Here is a 13,278-nt window from a genome sequence, read left to right on the forward strand (position 1 = left end):
TTAATACCTTAATCGGGATAATCATGCGCAATGCCCTCGACCTGAACACCGTCCGTGTATACGTGGCGGTCGTCGATGCACAAAGCTTTTCCGGCGCGGCGCGCCTACTGTCCCTGCCATCCTCTAACGTCAGCCGCCACGTCGCCTCGCTGGAACGCAGATTGGGCGTCCGCTTGCTGGAGCGCAGTACTCGCCACCTGCGCATGACTGAAGCCGGCAGACTTCTCTACGAACGTGCAAAACCTTTGCTCGATTCCTTGCTCTCCACTGAGGAAGAACTTGGCGCGGTGCAGCGTGAACTGCGGGGGCCCTTAAGGATGTGCATGCCAGGCGAAGCGCCAAGGCTACTGGCCCCTATCCTGGCCGAATTCTGTAGCCTCCATCCTGGCGTCGAATTGGAGTGCGACACGCGCCTGACCGGTTTAGAAGCGCTCCGGGAAGACGTGGACCTCTCTATCGTCTTCCATCGTGGGCGCCAGGATGACAGCACCATCATCACCCGCGAACTCGCTACGCTACCCAGCATTGTGGTCGCGGCACCCGCTCTGTTAGCCAAAACGGGAACTCCGCGCCAAGTGCGCGAACTAGAGTCCTTGCCGTGCATTACTACACTGAGCGCATTGAAGGGCCAGCCCTGGCTGTTTCTCGACGGCACAGGCGAAATCGTGAAGGTATCTGTGCGTAGTCGCTATCGTGTCAACAGTGGAGAACTTGCGTTGGCGGGCGCGCGGCAAGGCATCGGTTTCGCGATAGTGGCAGCCTATCCATGCCAGGAAGATCTTGCCGCGGGCCGATTGCGGGAAGTGTCGCTGGACCTGCGCCCTGCGCCGCTGCAATTGCTTGGCGCGTACAGCCACCGGCATTCCGTGACTGCGCGGGTTCGGGCGTTGCTGGAATTTATACAGCTGCGGTTGGAACGAGTTGGGAGCGGCTCAAGATAAGGGGCCGCCAAGGATCAAGTCCGAAAGCGTCCCACCAGCCCGCTCAGCTCCGCAGCCAAGCGTGACAGCGCATGGCTCGCGGCGTTGGTCTGCAAGGCGCCCGCCGCGGATTGCGCCGACAGGTCGCGGATCGCCAACAGGTTGCTGTCGACCTCACGGGCAACCTGGGCCTGTTCTTCGGCGGCACTGGCAATCACCAGGTTGCGCTCGTTGATCTGGCCGATGGCCGCGAAGATATCCTCCAGCACCACCCCCGACGCCTGGGTGATTTCCAGCGTGCCTTGCGCCCGCGCCGTGCTGCTGCGCATCGAATCCACCGCGTGTTCGGCAGTGCTCTGCACGCTGGCAATCATCTGTTCGATCTCGCGGGTCGATTCCTGGGTGCGGTAGGCGAGGGTGCGGACCTCGTCGGCCACGACAGCAAACCCCCGACCGGCTTCACCGGCCCGGGCTGCTTCGATCGCCGCGTTGAGGGCCAGCAGGTTGGTCTGCTCCGAGACGGCCCGGATCACGTCGAGCACCTTGCCGATGTTGCGCACTTCATTGGCGAGGTGCTGGATACGCTCGGCGCTGCCCTGAATTTCGGCGGTCATCGATTGCGTACCGCTGATGTTTTCGCGTACCTGCTGACGGCTCTTTTCCGACAGCGTATTGGAGGCGGTGGCCGCTTGCGAAGTCGACACCGCGTTGCGCGCCACTTCTTCGACCGCACTGGTCATCTGGTTCACCGCGGTCGCGGCCTGTTCCAGCTGCATGTCCTGCTGCTGGAGGCCACGGTTGCTTTCTTCGGTGACGGCGTTGAGTTCTTCAGCGGCTGAGGCCAACTGCGTGGCTGAGTCAGCGATCTGGATCAGTGTTTCACGCTGGCTCGCCTGCATGCGTTGCAGTTCAAGGAACAATTCGCCAATTTCGTTGCGGCCAGGCGAGACGACTTCGCGGGTCAGATCGCCCCCGGCAATGCGCTTGAAGTGCTCGCCGGCCGCGCGCAATGGGCGCAGGACGGTGCCCGAGATGAATACCCAGCAGACGACAGCGAGTGCCAGGGTCAGCAGGATCAAGGCAATGGCCAGGGTTTGCGAAGTCTGCAGCCGCGCAGCCGCCTCCGTGTTGATCTCCTGGGCACGGGCATCCAACGCGCCGACCAGCTTCACGCGAATCTCCTGAAGCTTGGTCATGCTGTTGCCGGCATCGATGTTGACTTGAAAATACTCTTCGGCGGAGCGCGCGCGCGTGGCGGCGCGTTGTCCGACGATGGCCGTGCCGTATACGGCGAACGCACGCTTGAGATCTTCGGCGAGGGCCTTCAACTGCGGGTCACGCAAGTCTGTGGTCGAGGCATTGACCTTGGCGATGGCGTCACTCCAGATCGCCTCACTGCGCACCAGCCGGGCTTCCGCGTCGTCGAAACGCCCGCCGACGGTCTCGATGAACGCCGAGGACACGTTGGCGCTGGTACGGATTGCCAGCAGCAACGCGTTGTTGATCCCGTCGATTTGTCGCGAGGTACGCCCCAACTCGTCAATGTGCTCGTGACTGCGTACCGCCGACCGCCAGCCGTTCAGGGTAGAGAACAACAGTGCAATAACGAACAGCAGCAACACCCCGATCATCCCGGTGCGAATTTTCAGATGGGCAAACATGGGCATACTCCGCAGACCACTTAAGTAATAGTGATCGTGCTATCCGCATTCACGCAGTGAACTTGAACGGCAGAAGTGGGAACTCGTTCGATTATCGAACCCTGAATTCAATGGCTCAGGTACATGGGCTGAATGGGGCGCGCACCGGGTTCAATCGAGCAGGCGACTGACCTCACGTAGACGCACGTCGTTCAGGTTCCCCGTCGACGCCAGCAGGTTGAGCTGCGCGAGCAGAATCGCGTAGCGTTGCTGGGCCAAACGTTGCTGGGTGTCCGTGACTTTCTGCTGTGCGTCCAGCACCTCCGTGTTGATGCGCGCACCGGCCTCGAAGCCGTGGGTCACCGACGTGAGGTTGACCTGGCTGGATTTCAGCGCCTGCTTGAGCGCCTGGTATTGGCTCATGCCGCTGGTCACTTGCAGGTAGGCCTGGCGGGCCATCAGCCCGGCGCTGCGGCGCGCATCTTCGAGTTCATCCAGGGCTTTGCTCTGCAACGCATGGGCTTCGCGCACGCGGCTGCTGGTACGGCCGCCGCCATACAGTGGCACGCTCAGTTTGACCCCGACCACCGTCTGGTTATAACGATTCTCCGGCAGGGTGACGTCGTACACATCGCCGCCGACCGAGGCAAAACGACCATGGGCGGCGATCAGGTCAAGGGTCGGCAAGTGGCCGGCTTGTTCCTTGTCGATGTCCATTTCGGCCAGGCGCTGGGCAATCTGCGCCCGCTGCACGGCGAGGTTGCCTTGTTGCGCGGTGGTGGCCCAGGCGCCGATCGCGGCGGGCACCGGAGCGCTGAATTGTGGCTCCTTGCCCGACCATGGGCGCGCCTGGGCGGCGGTCAATTGGGTGAGGGCTTCGGTGGCGATATCCAGCGCGCCGCGTGCGGCGATTTGCTCCGCGAAGGCCTGGTCGTATTTGGCCTGAACCTGTTCGAGCGCGTTGTGGGTGCTGGCGCCGTCGGCCAACAAACGCCGGGTGCGGTCCTGGCTCTCCTGCAGGGTTTGCAACTGTTGCGTGCGGGTGTTCAGCAGTTCCTGGTTAAGCAGTACGTCGAAGTAGGCGCGGGCGACACGCAGCATCAGGTCCTGGCGCGCCTGTTCGGTCTGCACCTCGCTGGCGCTGATCATCAGTTTGCTTTGGTCGTGGGCAACCACACTCTGCCAGCGCAACAGCGGTTGGGTGAGAACCACGGCATAGGCGTTGGTGTTATTGCGGTTGCGATGATAGTCGGACGAATCCTCGGCATCGACCCACGCCGCGCCGCCGGTGACCGACAGGTCCGGTAACAGGTTGGCACGGCTTTGCGGTTCTTTTTCCGCGGTGGCCAATTGTTGCGCCTGTGCGGCGGCGAACTTCATGTCGTGGGTCAGCGCCTTCTGGTACAGCTGGTACAAGTCTTCCGCCGCCGCATTGGCCGGGCAGCAGGCGAGGCTGAGGCCGCACAGGAAAGTGAGCAGTGTGATCGGGTCGAGATGCAGCCCTGGAATACGCAAGGGGATGTGCTCCACTGGAGAAGTTATCGGCTGAGGGTGCTTCTGCGCATCATCAGCACCATGGGAATGCCGATGGCCATGACCGCGCCCAATGTGCCGAACAGCATGCTGAACGCCAGCATTTGCGCTTGTTCACGCGCTTGCAGGTAAGGCATCAGGGCCAAGGCTTGTTGATGGCTTGCAAGGTTCAGGGACAGAAACAGCGGGTTGGATTCCACGCCGCCCCAGCCGCTGGCAACCAGGCTGGACTCGGTCACATGCTCGGACAGCAGGCGATAGCGCTCCCACGAAAACCGCGTGAGCAGGGTCGCGGCAATGGCGATGCCGACGCTGCCGCCCAACTGGCGCATCAGGTTGAGCACGCCCGAGGCGCCCGAGATCAACGTCAGCGGCAGACGGCGCATGGCCAGGTTGGTCAGCGGTACGAAGATCATGCCCAGGCCCAGGCCGCGAATCACCAGGGGCCAATAGAGCGTGTCCGGGTTGCTGTCGAGGGTGAACTGGGTGTGCAGGAACATCGCATAGCAGTACATGACGATGCCCAAGGTCACGAACACGCGCTCGTCGATCTTGTTTTCCTGGGACAGCTTGCCGATCACCAAGGTGCTGATGGCACTGGCCACCGCTCCGGGGAAAATCACCAGCCCGCTCTGGTACGCGCTTTGTGCCAGCAACGTCTGCAAAAACAGCGGCACCATGAATAACGTGCTGTACAGCCCGAAACCCACGCAAAACGCGCAGATGCAGCCCATCAAAAACTCGCGGTTCTGAAACAACGCCACATTGACGATCGGGTTGGTCGCGCGCCGTTCCCACCAGAAGAACCCCACTAGGCTGAAGCTGCTGAGCAACAGGCAGGCAACCGTCCAGTTCGATTCCATCCAGTCCCAATGCTCGCCGCGCTCCAGCAGGATCTGCAGGCTGCCGACGCCCAGGGCCAGCAGGCAGAAGCCGCTGTAGTCGACGCTGCTGGGTTTGCTTTCATTGGCGGAATCGCCGATGCACAGCCAGCACAGCAGCAGGGCCACGGCACCGATAGGCAGATTGATCAGGAATATCCAGTGCCAGGACAAGGTGTCGATCAGATAGCCGCCGACGGTGGGGCCCAACGTCGGCCCCATCATCACGCCAACGCCGTACAACGCCATGCCGCTGCTGACCTTCTCCTTGGGGAATACGTCGTAAATGATTGCCTGTGAAATCCCCAGCAACCCGCCTCCCGCCAAGCCTTGCAGTACGCGGAACGCCACCAGTTGCCAGAGTTCGGCGGAAAAGGCGCAGCCCACGGATGCCAGCACGAACACTGCCGTGGAGACCAGGTAATAAGTGCGCCGCCCGAACCAGGCCGACAGCCAGCCGCTGACCGGCAGGATCACTACGTTGGCCACCACGTAGCCGGTGGACACCCAGGAGATTTCATCGACCGACGCCCCGTAGGTGCCCATCAGGCTGGGAATCGCCACGTTGACGATGGTCACGTCGAGCAGTTCCATCATCGACACCAGCGTCACGGTCAGCGCAATCAGATACGGCGACTTCATAACGTGTGGCTGCCGTGCTGTTGCGTGGCGACTTCGACGAAGGCGCTCATGCCGGGGCTCAACAAGGCTTTGTAGTCATCCGGCACGTCTTTGAGGGCAATCCTGACCTGCACGCGCTGCACCACCTTGGTGAAGTTGCCGGTAGCGTTCTCTTGGGGCAGCAGTGAAAATTTTGCGCCGGTAGCCGGTGCGAGGCTCTCGACCACCCCGTCGAAAGCCTGCCCGGGAAACGCATCCACAGTGACCTTGGCCAACTGGCCGACCCGCACGCGCCCGACCTGGGTTTCCTTGAAGTTGGCGGTAATCCACAGCGGGTCGGTGGCAATCAGGCTCAACAGCTTCTGCCCGGCGACCACGAATTGGCCCGGCTCGACTTCTTTTTTCGAGACGATGCTGCGCACCGGCGCGGTCTGACGAGTGTCGTGCAGCTTGATCCGGGCCTGTTCCAGTTCGGCTTGCGCCGCCGCGATCCGGTAGTCCTGCACTTTCAGTTCGGCTTTGTTGGCCAAGGTGCTTTGCGCGGCAGCCTGGGCATTGCCGCGTGCCACTTCCTGGGCGTGGCTAAGGGCGTCGAAACGCGCCTTGGCCACCTCGAGATCCTGGGTGCTCAACACACCTTGGGCGCCCAGGCGGCGGGCGCGCCCGTAATCGTTGCGCGCCTGCTCCAGATTGGCGCTGGATTGCGCCAGCGCCGCTTGCGCCGCCTGGCGCATTGCGACCGCGCCGAGGACCTGGCTGTCCAACGCACCCGGACCGCCGCCGCGCCCTGCGGCAGCAAGCAACGCCTGCCATTGCGCCTCACGCTGCTCGACCTGGTATTGATATTCGCTGTCGCGGATCTGAAACAGCAGATCACCGCTTTGCACCGTGACGTTGTCTGTCACCGGCACGCTCATCACCACGCCCGAGAGCTTGGCGCGCACCGGAATGATCACGCCATCGAGCTCGGCGTTATCGGTACTCACGTAAGCGTTGGAATACTGCCAACGCTGCCAGCCGAGCAGCAGTAACCCACCGACCACAACGCCGCACAGTGTCAGTTTTATCAATTTACCTTTGGTCATGTCCTGCTCCCTGTGGTCATGCGAGGCTTAGGCACTCAGGGCGGTCCGTGGCATGTTGCGCTTTGTGCTGCAGGAAGTGATGCACGCCATCCCACAAATCGATGCGCGATTTGATCGCGGTCTTGGCGCTTTCGACCATGTGCTGGTGCTGCACAGGGGTGGTGACGATTTCAGCGATGATGCGTTTAGCGGCCGGGCCGTGATCGTCGCCATCCATTTCGATGTGGCGCTTCAAGTAATAGGTGAGCATCGGCACCTCGGTTTCGCTGACCGACCATTGCGACAGCAGGCGTCCGAACATGTCGGGGATGATGTCTTCACGGCCAAAGAAGAAGTACGCCAACACCGCTTCGGTGGTGCCGTGTTGCGCCACATCGAGCGTCTGGCACATGAACACTTTGGCCGCCAATGGGATATCGCGGTCGCTGAGGGCCTTGGCCAGCGGTTCCTTGGCCTGGATGGCAGCGAGGAAACGGCGGAATACCGAGCTGTCGGCGCCGATTTCATCCATGGCGGTCAGGTACAGGTCCAGGTGGCTGATAAAGCCGCCATCGGGGTGTTCGTCGGTTTCTTCGCCGACCACGATTTCATTGATCAAGCGCGCAGCCGTGATATGCGTTGGCGGTACCCACGGCAACTCCACACAGGTGAGGTCGCGCTGGATGCGCTTGAGCAGGGTCATGAAGTCCCATACGGCAAACACATGAAATTCCATCAGTGTGCGTACATCTTCAACGGTGCGGATATTGGCGAAAAGCGGGTGGCCGAATAACTGGGCGCGCTCGGTTTCAATGTGGCGGTCGATATCAAAAGGCATAGCAGCTCCTGCGGCCTGATGGTTCAGGCCAAAATCCATGGGGAAAGTAAGAGGGCCGTTCAGTCGTTCAGCGTGTCGCCCCGGTAAGGATGGCGACCGCAGGCGTACTTGAAGGACGGTATGAAGCGTGTTTCCAGCAGGTATTGCCGGTCTGCATACCACCCCGCGTCCAGCAGTTGGCGGTGGACCTTGGGCAGGCGCCAGCACGGCACCGCTGGATAAAAGTGATGCTCCAGGTGAAAGTTCGCGCCGGCGTGCAGCCAGGTGCTCAGGCGCGAGGTACGCGAGCGGGCAGGGGGCTGCTCATGGCCCTCGCTGAAGGCATGTTCCTGATAGGCATTGACTGCCGAGAGCAGGAACGCAACCGCCAGGCTCAAGGCAAACCCAAGCAGCAGCCCGTCGATCTGCCACAGGGCGACCGCGTAGACACTCAACCAGCCGACCTGGCACGCGATATTGCAGCGCGCCAGTCGTCGCACCTGGGCTGCGCTCAAAGGCGAAGGCAAGGGCGATGGGCTGACCGGCGGGCCGAAAGCCAGGCGCAACGTCGCCTGCAGATAGTTCGAGGTGGCCATCAACCGTGACAGCGCAAGGCGGCTAAACAGGCTCCGATAACGCGAGAAGTGCCGATAGTCCGGGTCCTGTTCGCTGTTGCTGTAGCGATGGTGTTGCCAATGGTCGACGAAGTAACCGGTCACGCAGAATCCAGGCAGCAACGAACTGGTGAAAATGCCCAGGTAGCAACTGTGCATAGGCCTGCTGCTCAGGTTGAAGTGGAAACCTTCATGCCCGAGGATCGCTTGCAGAAACCACCCGTACCCGGCCAGCACCCAAAGGGGCGAGCACAGCAACACCCACAGGGTGGCGGCCGTGTTCGCCACCCACACAAACAGCGCGAGGGGCAGCAGGAAGAGGCACAAGGCGTAACCGATGATCAACAGGGACTCACCCGACCGGGCCTTGAACAAGGCGCGATCGAGGCGGACCTGAGGCTTGCTGTGGAGTTGTCTGGCCATTGGCAACGCGTTACTCGATCAGTTCAGGTTTGAGCGCGAGGTGCCCGCCGCGGGTCAGCGTGCGCAGGCGCAGGGCGATAAAAGCGTCGACCACACTTGGTGCGATACGCGCGGTGTACATGGCCAGCGTGCCCATAAAGGTCAGCCCGCGGTTGCGCAGGCCGTCTTTTTGGCAGGCGCGAACCAGACCATCGGCGGCGGCATCGAGTTTCTCTTCGAGAGACAGCAGGGTCCTGTCACCCCACATGAACGTCACCAGGCGCTTGACCGACAAACCCACGCGCTGGGCGGGCAAGTGAATGGCGGTGTCGATAAAGCCCGGGTACACGGTGACCACGTCGAGCTGCCCGCGATATTGCATGCGCAGCACGTCCGAATAAGCACTCAGCGCGCGTTTGCTGGCAGCGTATGCGGCCACATAAGGCGCGTTCACCAGGGCAAACAGCGACGACACGTTGACCACTTTGCCGCGCTTGCGCAGCAACCCCGGCAGGAACCCGGCCACCAATTGCCATGGCGCGAACAGGTTCACATCCACCGCGCGGGTGACTGCGTCGGTGACGCCGGTTTCACCGCGTTCCAGGGTCAGGGTGCCGGCGTTATTCACCAGGATATCGATGTCGCCGAAGTCGGTGCTGATGGCGCCAATCACCTGCGCCAGCGCCGTTCGGTCACACAGGTCGACTTGATAAAACCCATCCAGCAACCCGGGCTCTTGTGGCGCAAGAATGTCCAGGCCGATCACGGTGGCGCCCTGTTTTTTCAATGTGCAGGCCGCCGCGTAACCGAGGCCGCGCGCGGTTCCGGTGATCACGACGATTTTTCCGAGCAGGTTCATGGGTGCGCTCCGGCGATGCTGAAGGTTGAGTGGGACAAGTAGGTGTCGAGGTTGCTCGCCATCGAGATCTTCGCCGGCGGGTGAAACTGCAGGCCACGGCAAGCCATCAACCAGTTCGAACTCTGGTTGCTGGTGATAAACGCCATCCCACCGAGCATGGCGTGGGCCTGGTCCGAAAGCTCGGTGAGCAGTTGTTCGATGCCGTAGCGCACCAGCAGCAGGCGGGCCAGCACGTTCGGCAGGTCCTGCGGGTTGCGTTCGATATCCAGCGCCGCGCCTTCCAGCGCACTGATCGCCAGTTGCAGCTGAGCCGCCAGCTCCACGCGGTGATGGGGTGTCCAGCGCCCGGCCTCGATCACAGACTCGACCAAACCGGCGCAGACCCCCACGTAGGACGCGCAAATCAACAGCTCGAACCAGATGAAACCGACGGTTTGCACGTCACCCAACAGGTGTTTGTAGCCGGCGGAAAACAACATGCGTTCGGGCACGAAGACTTCGTTGAGGCGCACCTCGATGCTTTCGGCGGCGGCCAGTGCGCTGTTCTGCCAGAACGGCGACCGCGTGATGCCCGGTGCATTCGCCGGAATCAGTGCGACCATCAGCTCTTCGCCCTCGGCGGTCTGGCGGGTGTAGCTGGCGGTGAGCAAGTCCATCGACTGCCCGAGGCAGCAGGGCTTTTTGCTGCCACTGAGCAATACACCTTCAGGGGTTTGCAGCGCCTGCATGTTCGAATCGAGAATGCCGGCGCCCGAGTTGCCTTCGGCAAACCCCGAGGACAGCAGCAAGCGCTTTTGTGCGACCGCCGCCAACAGCAAACCTTCGGCGCCGCCGCCGTTCTGGGTGAGGGCCAACAGGCTCGCCACGGAAAACTGATGCATGGTGCTGGCCACCGCCAGCGAGGGTGAACGCGCGCCCAGGGCGATCTGCACATGCACGGCATCAAGGATGCCCGCGCCCAACCCGCCCGCGGCACGGTTGACCAACAGGCCGACCGGCCCTTGTTGCTTGAACAGGGCGATGACTTCGCTAGGCGGCGCTTCGCGTTCGGCGAATGCGATGCTCGCCAGGCGTTCGTCAAAACCTGGGGCGTAGCTGTGCAGCAAGGCACGCGAGCGATTCAACAGTGAAAGGGACATGGTTCAGGCCTTCAAGTAACTCGCCGGGAACAGACCGGTGATGATCGAGTGAATGTTGTCGCGGATGGCTTTGTGGGCCACGGGGTCGAGCATGTCGGCGAGCATCGGCAGGCCCAGGTCAAAGCGCGAGGCGAAGGTGATGACCGCGTCTTTGCCGTCCGGCAGTACTTGCCAGGTGCCGGAGAAGTGATCGACATCGCCGCTCATTTGCTCGAAGTGGATTTCCCGGGTCTGGGTATTGAACGTGTCACGCTCCTGCCACTTGAGAATGCCGCTGTGGAAATTGACTTCCCAGGAGGTGAACGACACCTGGTCGCTGACCTTATTGATCGTGATATTGCGCACCGACTCGCACAGCTCGACGTAGTTGCTGAAGTCGCTGATCACGGCAAAGACTTCATCAGCGCAGGCACTGGGGATATGGGCCAGTACGTTGACTTCTTGCATGGGGGAAACTCCAATCAAAGGGATGGTATTGAGGTGGTCAGCGCGTGGGCGAACCCCTCGATCAACCGATTGCAATCCTGGGCTGTCAGCAGCGGGGAAGGCGTGAGCCTGACGACCCGGTGGTCATTGAGCGAGTGGCACACAATGATTTGCTGTTCGATCAGGGCCATGACCATGTTCGCGGCGACCGAGGCGTCGCTGAATTCAAAGCCCAGCAACAAGCCAGCACTGCGCAACTTGACGCGCTCGGCCAGGCCCCTCTGCTGCAACAGCGCGCTGAAGCGGGCGTGCAGGTCCTGGCCCATCAGCCGGGCACGTTCCACGAGGTCTTCCTGCACCATCACTTGCAACGTGGCCTGCACGGCCGCCATGGCCAGCGGGTTGGCGCCGAAGGTCGAGGTATGCACCGTGGGGTTGCGGTTGAACGGCGCGTAAATCGCTGCGCTGGCGACCATGGCACTGACCGGCACGCAGCCACCGGACAGGCTTTTGCCCACCAGCATGATGTCGGGCACCACCTGTTCCTGGTCGCATGCCCACCAATGGCCGGTACGGCCCATGCCGGACTGGATTTCGTCGATGATCAGCACGGCGCCGTACTGGTCGCACAGTGCGCGGACACGTGTCAGGTAGCCTGGCGGCGCGAGGATCACACCCGCTTCGGCCTGGATCGGTTCGAGAATCACACAGGCCTTGTCCGGCGAAGCGCGCAATTGGTGTTCCAGCGCGGCGCTGTCGCCGAAGGGGACGAACGTGCTTTCACTGAGCAGGCCGCTGAACGGCTCGCGGTAGCTTTCGCGGCCGGTGACGGCGAGTGCGCCGAGGGTCTTGCCGTGGAAGCCGCCGAGGGTCGACAGCGTGCGGCGGCAGCCGTTGAGCCGGGCGAGTTTCAGGCCGGCTTCGGTGGCCTCGGCACCTGAGTTGCAAAAGAACACATAGTCCAGGTTGCCAGGGCAATGTGCAGCCAGGGCTTGCGCGGCGAAAGCCTGTTGCGGGTTGAGCAACAGCTTGCTGGCCAGGGCGTTTTGCTGCAGTTGCCGGGTGACGGCCGCCACCACCACCGGGTGGCCGTGGCCGAGGAAAAATACGCCATAGCCGCCGGCATCCAGGTACTTGCGGCCTTGGCTGTCGTAGATATAAACGCCATGGCTGGACTGTTCGATCGGCAAATTCATCAACGACGCAAGGCGCGCGTACCCTGAATTCACATGCTGGCGGAAGTACTGGTCGACCTGTGCGGCGTCGGCTGCGGGTTCGGTAAGAAGCGGGTTCATGCGACTGACGCCTGTGCGACGGTTGGCATCGGCTGCTTGAGCATGCGCGTCAACGCGCCCAGCTTGGGCGCCAAGTGGTTGAGCGAGAGCAGTAACTCACGGCTGACATCCCGTGCGCTGAACGCCGGTTCGCCGAGCAACTCAGGGAGTGACGTGGGCAGCGGTGTACGCAGGCAGGCATAGCGACACAGCTGGTTGGCGCGGCCCAGCGCGGCCTGGATATTGCCGGTCAGTGCCGGGAGGAACACTGGGCGGATCAGCCGCTCATAAATATCCGGCGCCATGCAGCGCGGCCGGGTGAAGGCTTGGGCCTGGGCTTCCATGGATTGGCACATCAGGTCCAACAGGCCGTTGAGATCAAGCGCCTGCGGGCCACTGGTGAGAAAGTAGTCTGCGCCGATCAAGCGCTGGCGCAACGCGTTGGCAATCGCCCGCGCCGCCACGTCACGGGCGATCAAGTCGATATACCCGGCAGGCGGGCAGGGCACGATAGGCAGCACGCCGGACATCATCAGCCCCATGGTCATATGAAACCCCTGGAAGTTGGGCATGTGCCCGCTGTCCGAGTCGCCGATGATGATGGAGGGACGAAAGATCGAAACATCGATACCTGCCGAGCGCACCAGCGTTTCAGCCTGGCGCTTGGCGACTTCGTAAGGCGTTTCTGCTTGCACGCCTTCGTAGTAGTCGCACGGATGGGTGAAGGCGGTGCTGATGTGGTAAAGCGGCACGTTGGCTTGCTGGACAAAGTTCACGACGTTTTCGGTGCCGAGGTAGTTCACCGAAAAGATCTGGTCGATATCGCCATCCATGCGGGTCACCGCTGCGGCGTGGATCACCCAATCAACACGCTTGAGCAGCGCTTCATAATCGCCGACGTCCAGCCCCAGTCGCGGGCTGCATATATCGCCCTTGAGCACCTCCACGCGCGGGTGGCGAATGCGGCTTTTACGCGCCAGGCATACCAGGTCAAAGTCCTCTGCCAGGCAGTCGATCAGTGATTCACCGAGTACGCCTGAGCCACCCGTGAGAAGGACGGTTAATTTTTGCTGTTCTGACATGTAGGA

At 62.0% G+C, this 13,278-nt stretch carries 12 protein-coding genes; 1 reads left to right on the forward strand and 11 read right to left on the reverse strand.

Annotated elements, in window-relative coordinates; translation table 11 throughout:
- Window positions 1–23: 23 nt before the first annotated feature.
- Window positions 24–941 carry a LysR family transcriptional regulator gene (locus PverR02_RS15540; RefSeq protein ID WP_046385277.1) on the forward strand — a complete coding sequence of 306 codons (918 nt, stop codon included), beginning with the start codon at window positions 24–26 and terminating at the stop codon, window positions 939–941.
- A 14-nt stretch (window positions 942–955) separates the two neighbouring features.
- Here the strand turns inward: PverR02_RS15540 and PverR02_RS15545 are convergent, their stop codons facing one another.
- The 11 genes from PverR02_RS15545 to PverR02_RS15595 all read right to left on the reverse strand — a co-directional run bounded on the left by PverR02_RS15545 (window position 956) and on the right by PverR02_RS15595 (window position 13,272).
- On the reverse strand, window positions 956–2,581 hold the full coding sequence (locus PverR02_RS15545) for a methyl-accepting chemotaxis protein (protein ID WP_079443792.1): 1,626 nt from the start codon (window positions 2,579–2,581) through the stop codon (window positions 956–958).
- Between the two features lie 150 nt (window positions 2,582–2,731).
- A complete protein-coding gene (locus PverR02_RS15550) occupies window positions 2,732–4,075 on the reverse strand; it encodes a TolC family outer membrane protein (protein WP_079443793.1) in 1,344 nt (447 codons plus the stop codon).
- Window positions 4,076–4,098: 23 nt separating this feature from the next.
- Window positions 4,099–5,616, reverse strand: coding sequence for a DHA2 family efflux MFS transporter permease subunit (locus PverR02_RS15555; protein ID WP_046489551.1), 1,518 nt, complete (start codon window positions 5,614–5,616; stop codon window positions 4,099–4,101).
- Complete coding sequence (locus tag PverR02_RS15560; RefSeq protein ID WP_017849071.1) at window positions 5,613–6,680, reverse strand: HlyD family secretion protein; 1,068 nt, start codon at window positions 6,678–6,680, stop codon at window positions 5,613–5,615. Before PverR02_RS15560 ends, PverR02_RS15555 begins: the two co-directional genes overlap by 4 nt.
- A gap of 16 nt (window positions 6,681–6,696) precedes the next feature.
- Window positions 6,697–7,497: a DUF3050 domain-containing protein gene (locus PverR02_RS15565; protein WP_017849072.1), complete on the reverse strand. Its 801-nt coding sequence runs from the start codon at window positions 7,495–7,497 to the stop codon at window positions 6,697–6,699.
- Window positions 7,498–7,556: 59 nt separating this feature from the next.
- Window positions 7,557–8,513, reverse strand: a complete 957-nt coding sequence (locus PverR02_RS15570; RefSeq protein ID WP_079443794.1) for a fatty acid desaturase — start codon at window positions 8,511–8,513, stop codon at window positions 7,557–7,559.
- Window positions 8,514–8,523: 10 nt separating this feature from the next.
- Window positions 8,524–9,351, reverse strand: coding sequence for an SDR family NAD(P)-dependent oxidoreductase (locus PverR02_RS15575; RefSeq protein WP_017849074.1), 828 nt, complete (start codon window positions 9,349–9,351; stop codon window positions 8,524–8,526).
- On the reverse strand, window positions 9,348–10,490 hold the full coding sequence (locus PverR02_RS15580) for an acyl-CoA dehydrogenase family protein (RefSeq protein WP_034113710.1): 1,143 nt from the start codon (window positions 10,488–10,490) through the stop codon (window positions 9,348–9,350). Before PverR02_RS15580 ends, PverR02_RS15575 begins: the two co-directional genes overlap by 4 nt.
- Before the next feature lie 3 nt (window positions 10,491–10,493).
- Entirely contained in the window at window positions 10,494–10,937 is a 444-nt protein-coding gene (locus PverR02_RS15585; protein WP_046383430.1) for a type II toxin-antitoxin system RatA family toxin, read from the reverse strand.
- A gap of 14 nt (window positions 10,938–10,951) precedes the next feature.
- Window positions 10,952–12,211, reverse strand: a complete 1,260-nt coding sequence (locus PverR02_RS15590) for an aspartate aminotransferase family protein (RefSeq protein WP_079443795.1) — start codon at window positions 12,209–12,211, stop codon at window positions 10,952–10,954.
- Window positions 12,208–13,272 (reverse strand): SDR family oxidoreductase, encoded by a 1,065-nt coding sequence (locus PverR02_RS15595; RefSeq protein WP_046383432.1) that lies wholly within the window; start codon window positions 13,270–13,272, stop codon window positions 12,208–12,210. Before PverR02_RS15595 ends, PverR02_RS15590 begins: the two co-directional genes overlap by 4 nt.
- Between the last annotated feature and the right edge of the window lie 6 nt (window positions 13,273–13,278).

The organism is Pseudomonas veronii (assembly GCF_002028325.1).
GTDB lineage: Bacteria > Pseudomonadota > Gammaproteobacteria > Pseudomonadales > Pseudomonadaceae > Aquipseudomonas > Aquipseudomonas veronii.

Coding starts and splice junctions, on each gene's coding strand:
- PverR02_RS15595 (WP_046383432.1), bottom strand. CDS start 13,272: ATGTCAGAACAGCAAAAATTAACCGTCCTTCTCACGGGTGGCTCAGGC.
- PverR02_RS15585 (WP_046383430.1), bottom strand. CDS start 10,937: ATGCAAGAAGTCAACGTACTGGCCCATATCCCCAGTGCCTGCGCTGAT.
- PverR02_RS15565 (WP_017849072.1), bottom strand. CDS start 7,497: ATGCCTTTTGATATCGACCGCCACATTGAAACCGAGCGCGCCCAGTTA.
- PverR02_RS15580 (WP_034113710.1), bottom strand. CDS start 10,490: ATGTCCCTTTCACTGTTGAATCGCTCGCGTGCCTTGCTGCACAGCTAC.
- PverR02_RS15570 (WP_079443794.1), bottom strand. CDS start 8,513: ATGGCCAGACAACTCCACAGCAAGCCTCAGGTCCGCCTCGATCGCGCC.
- PverR02_RS15555 (WP_046489551.1), bottom strand. CDS start 5,616: ATGAAGTCGCCGTATCTGATTGCGCTGACCGTGACGCTGGTGTCGATG.
- PverR02_RS15590 (WP_079443795.1), bottom strand. CDS start 12,211: ATGAACCCGCTTCTTACCGAACCCGCAGCCGACGCCGCACAGGTCGAC.
- PverR02_RS15560 (WP_017849071.1), bottom strand. CDS start 6,680: ATGACCAAAGGTAAATTGATAAAACTGACACTGTGCGGCGTTGTGGTC.
- PverR02_RS15540 (WP_046385277.1), top strand. CDS start 24: ATGCGCAATGCCCTCGACCTGAACACCGTCCGTGTATACGTGGCGGTC.
- PverR02_RS15545 (WP_079443792.1), bottom strand. CDS start 2,581: ATGTTTGCCCATCTGAAAATTCGCACCGGGATGATCGGGGTGTTGCTG.
- PverR02_RS15575 (WP_017849074.1), bottom strand. CDS start 9,351: ATGAACCTGCTCGGAAAAATCGTCGTGATCACCGGAACCGCGCGCGGC.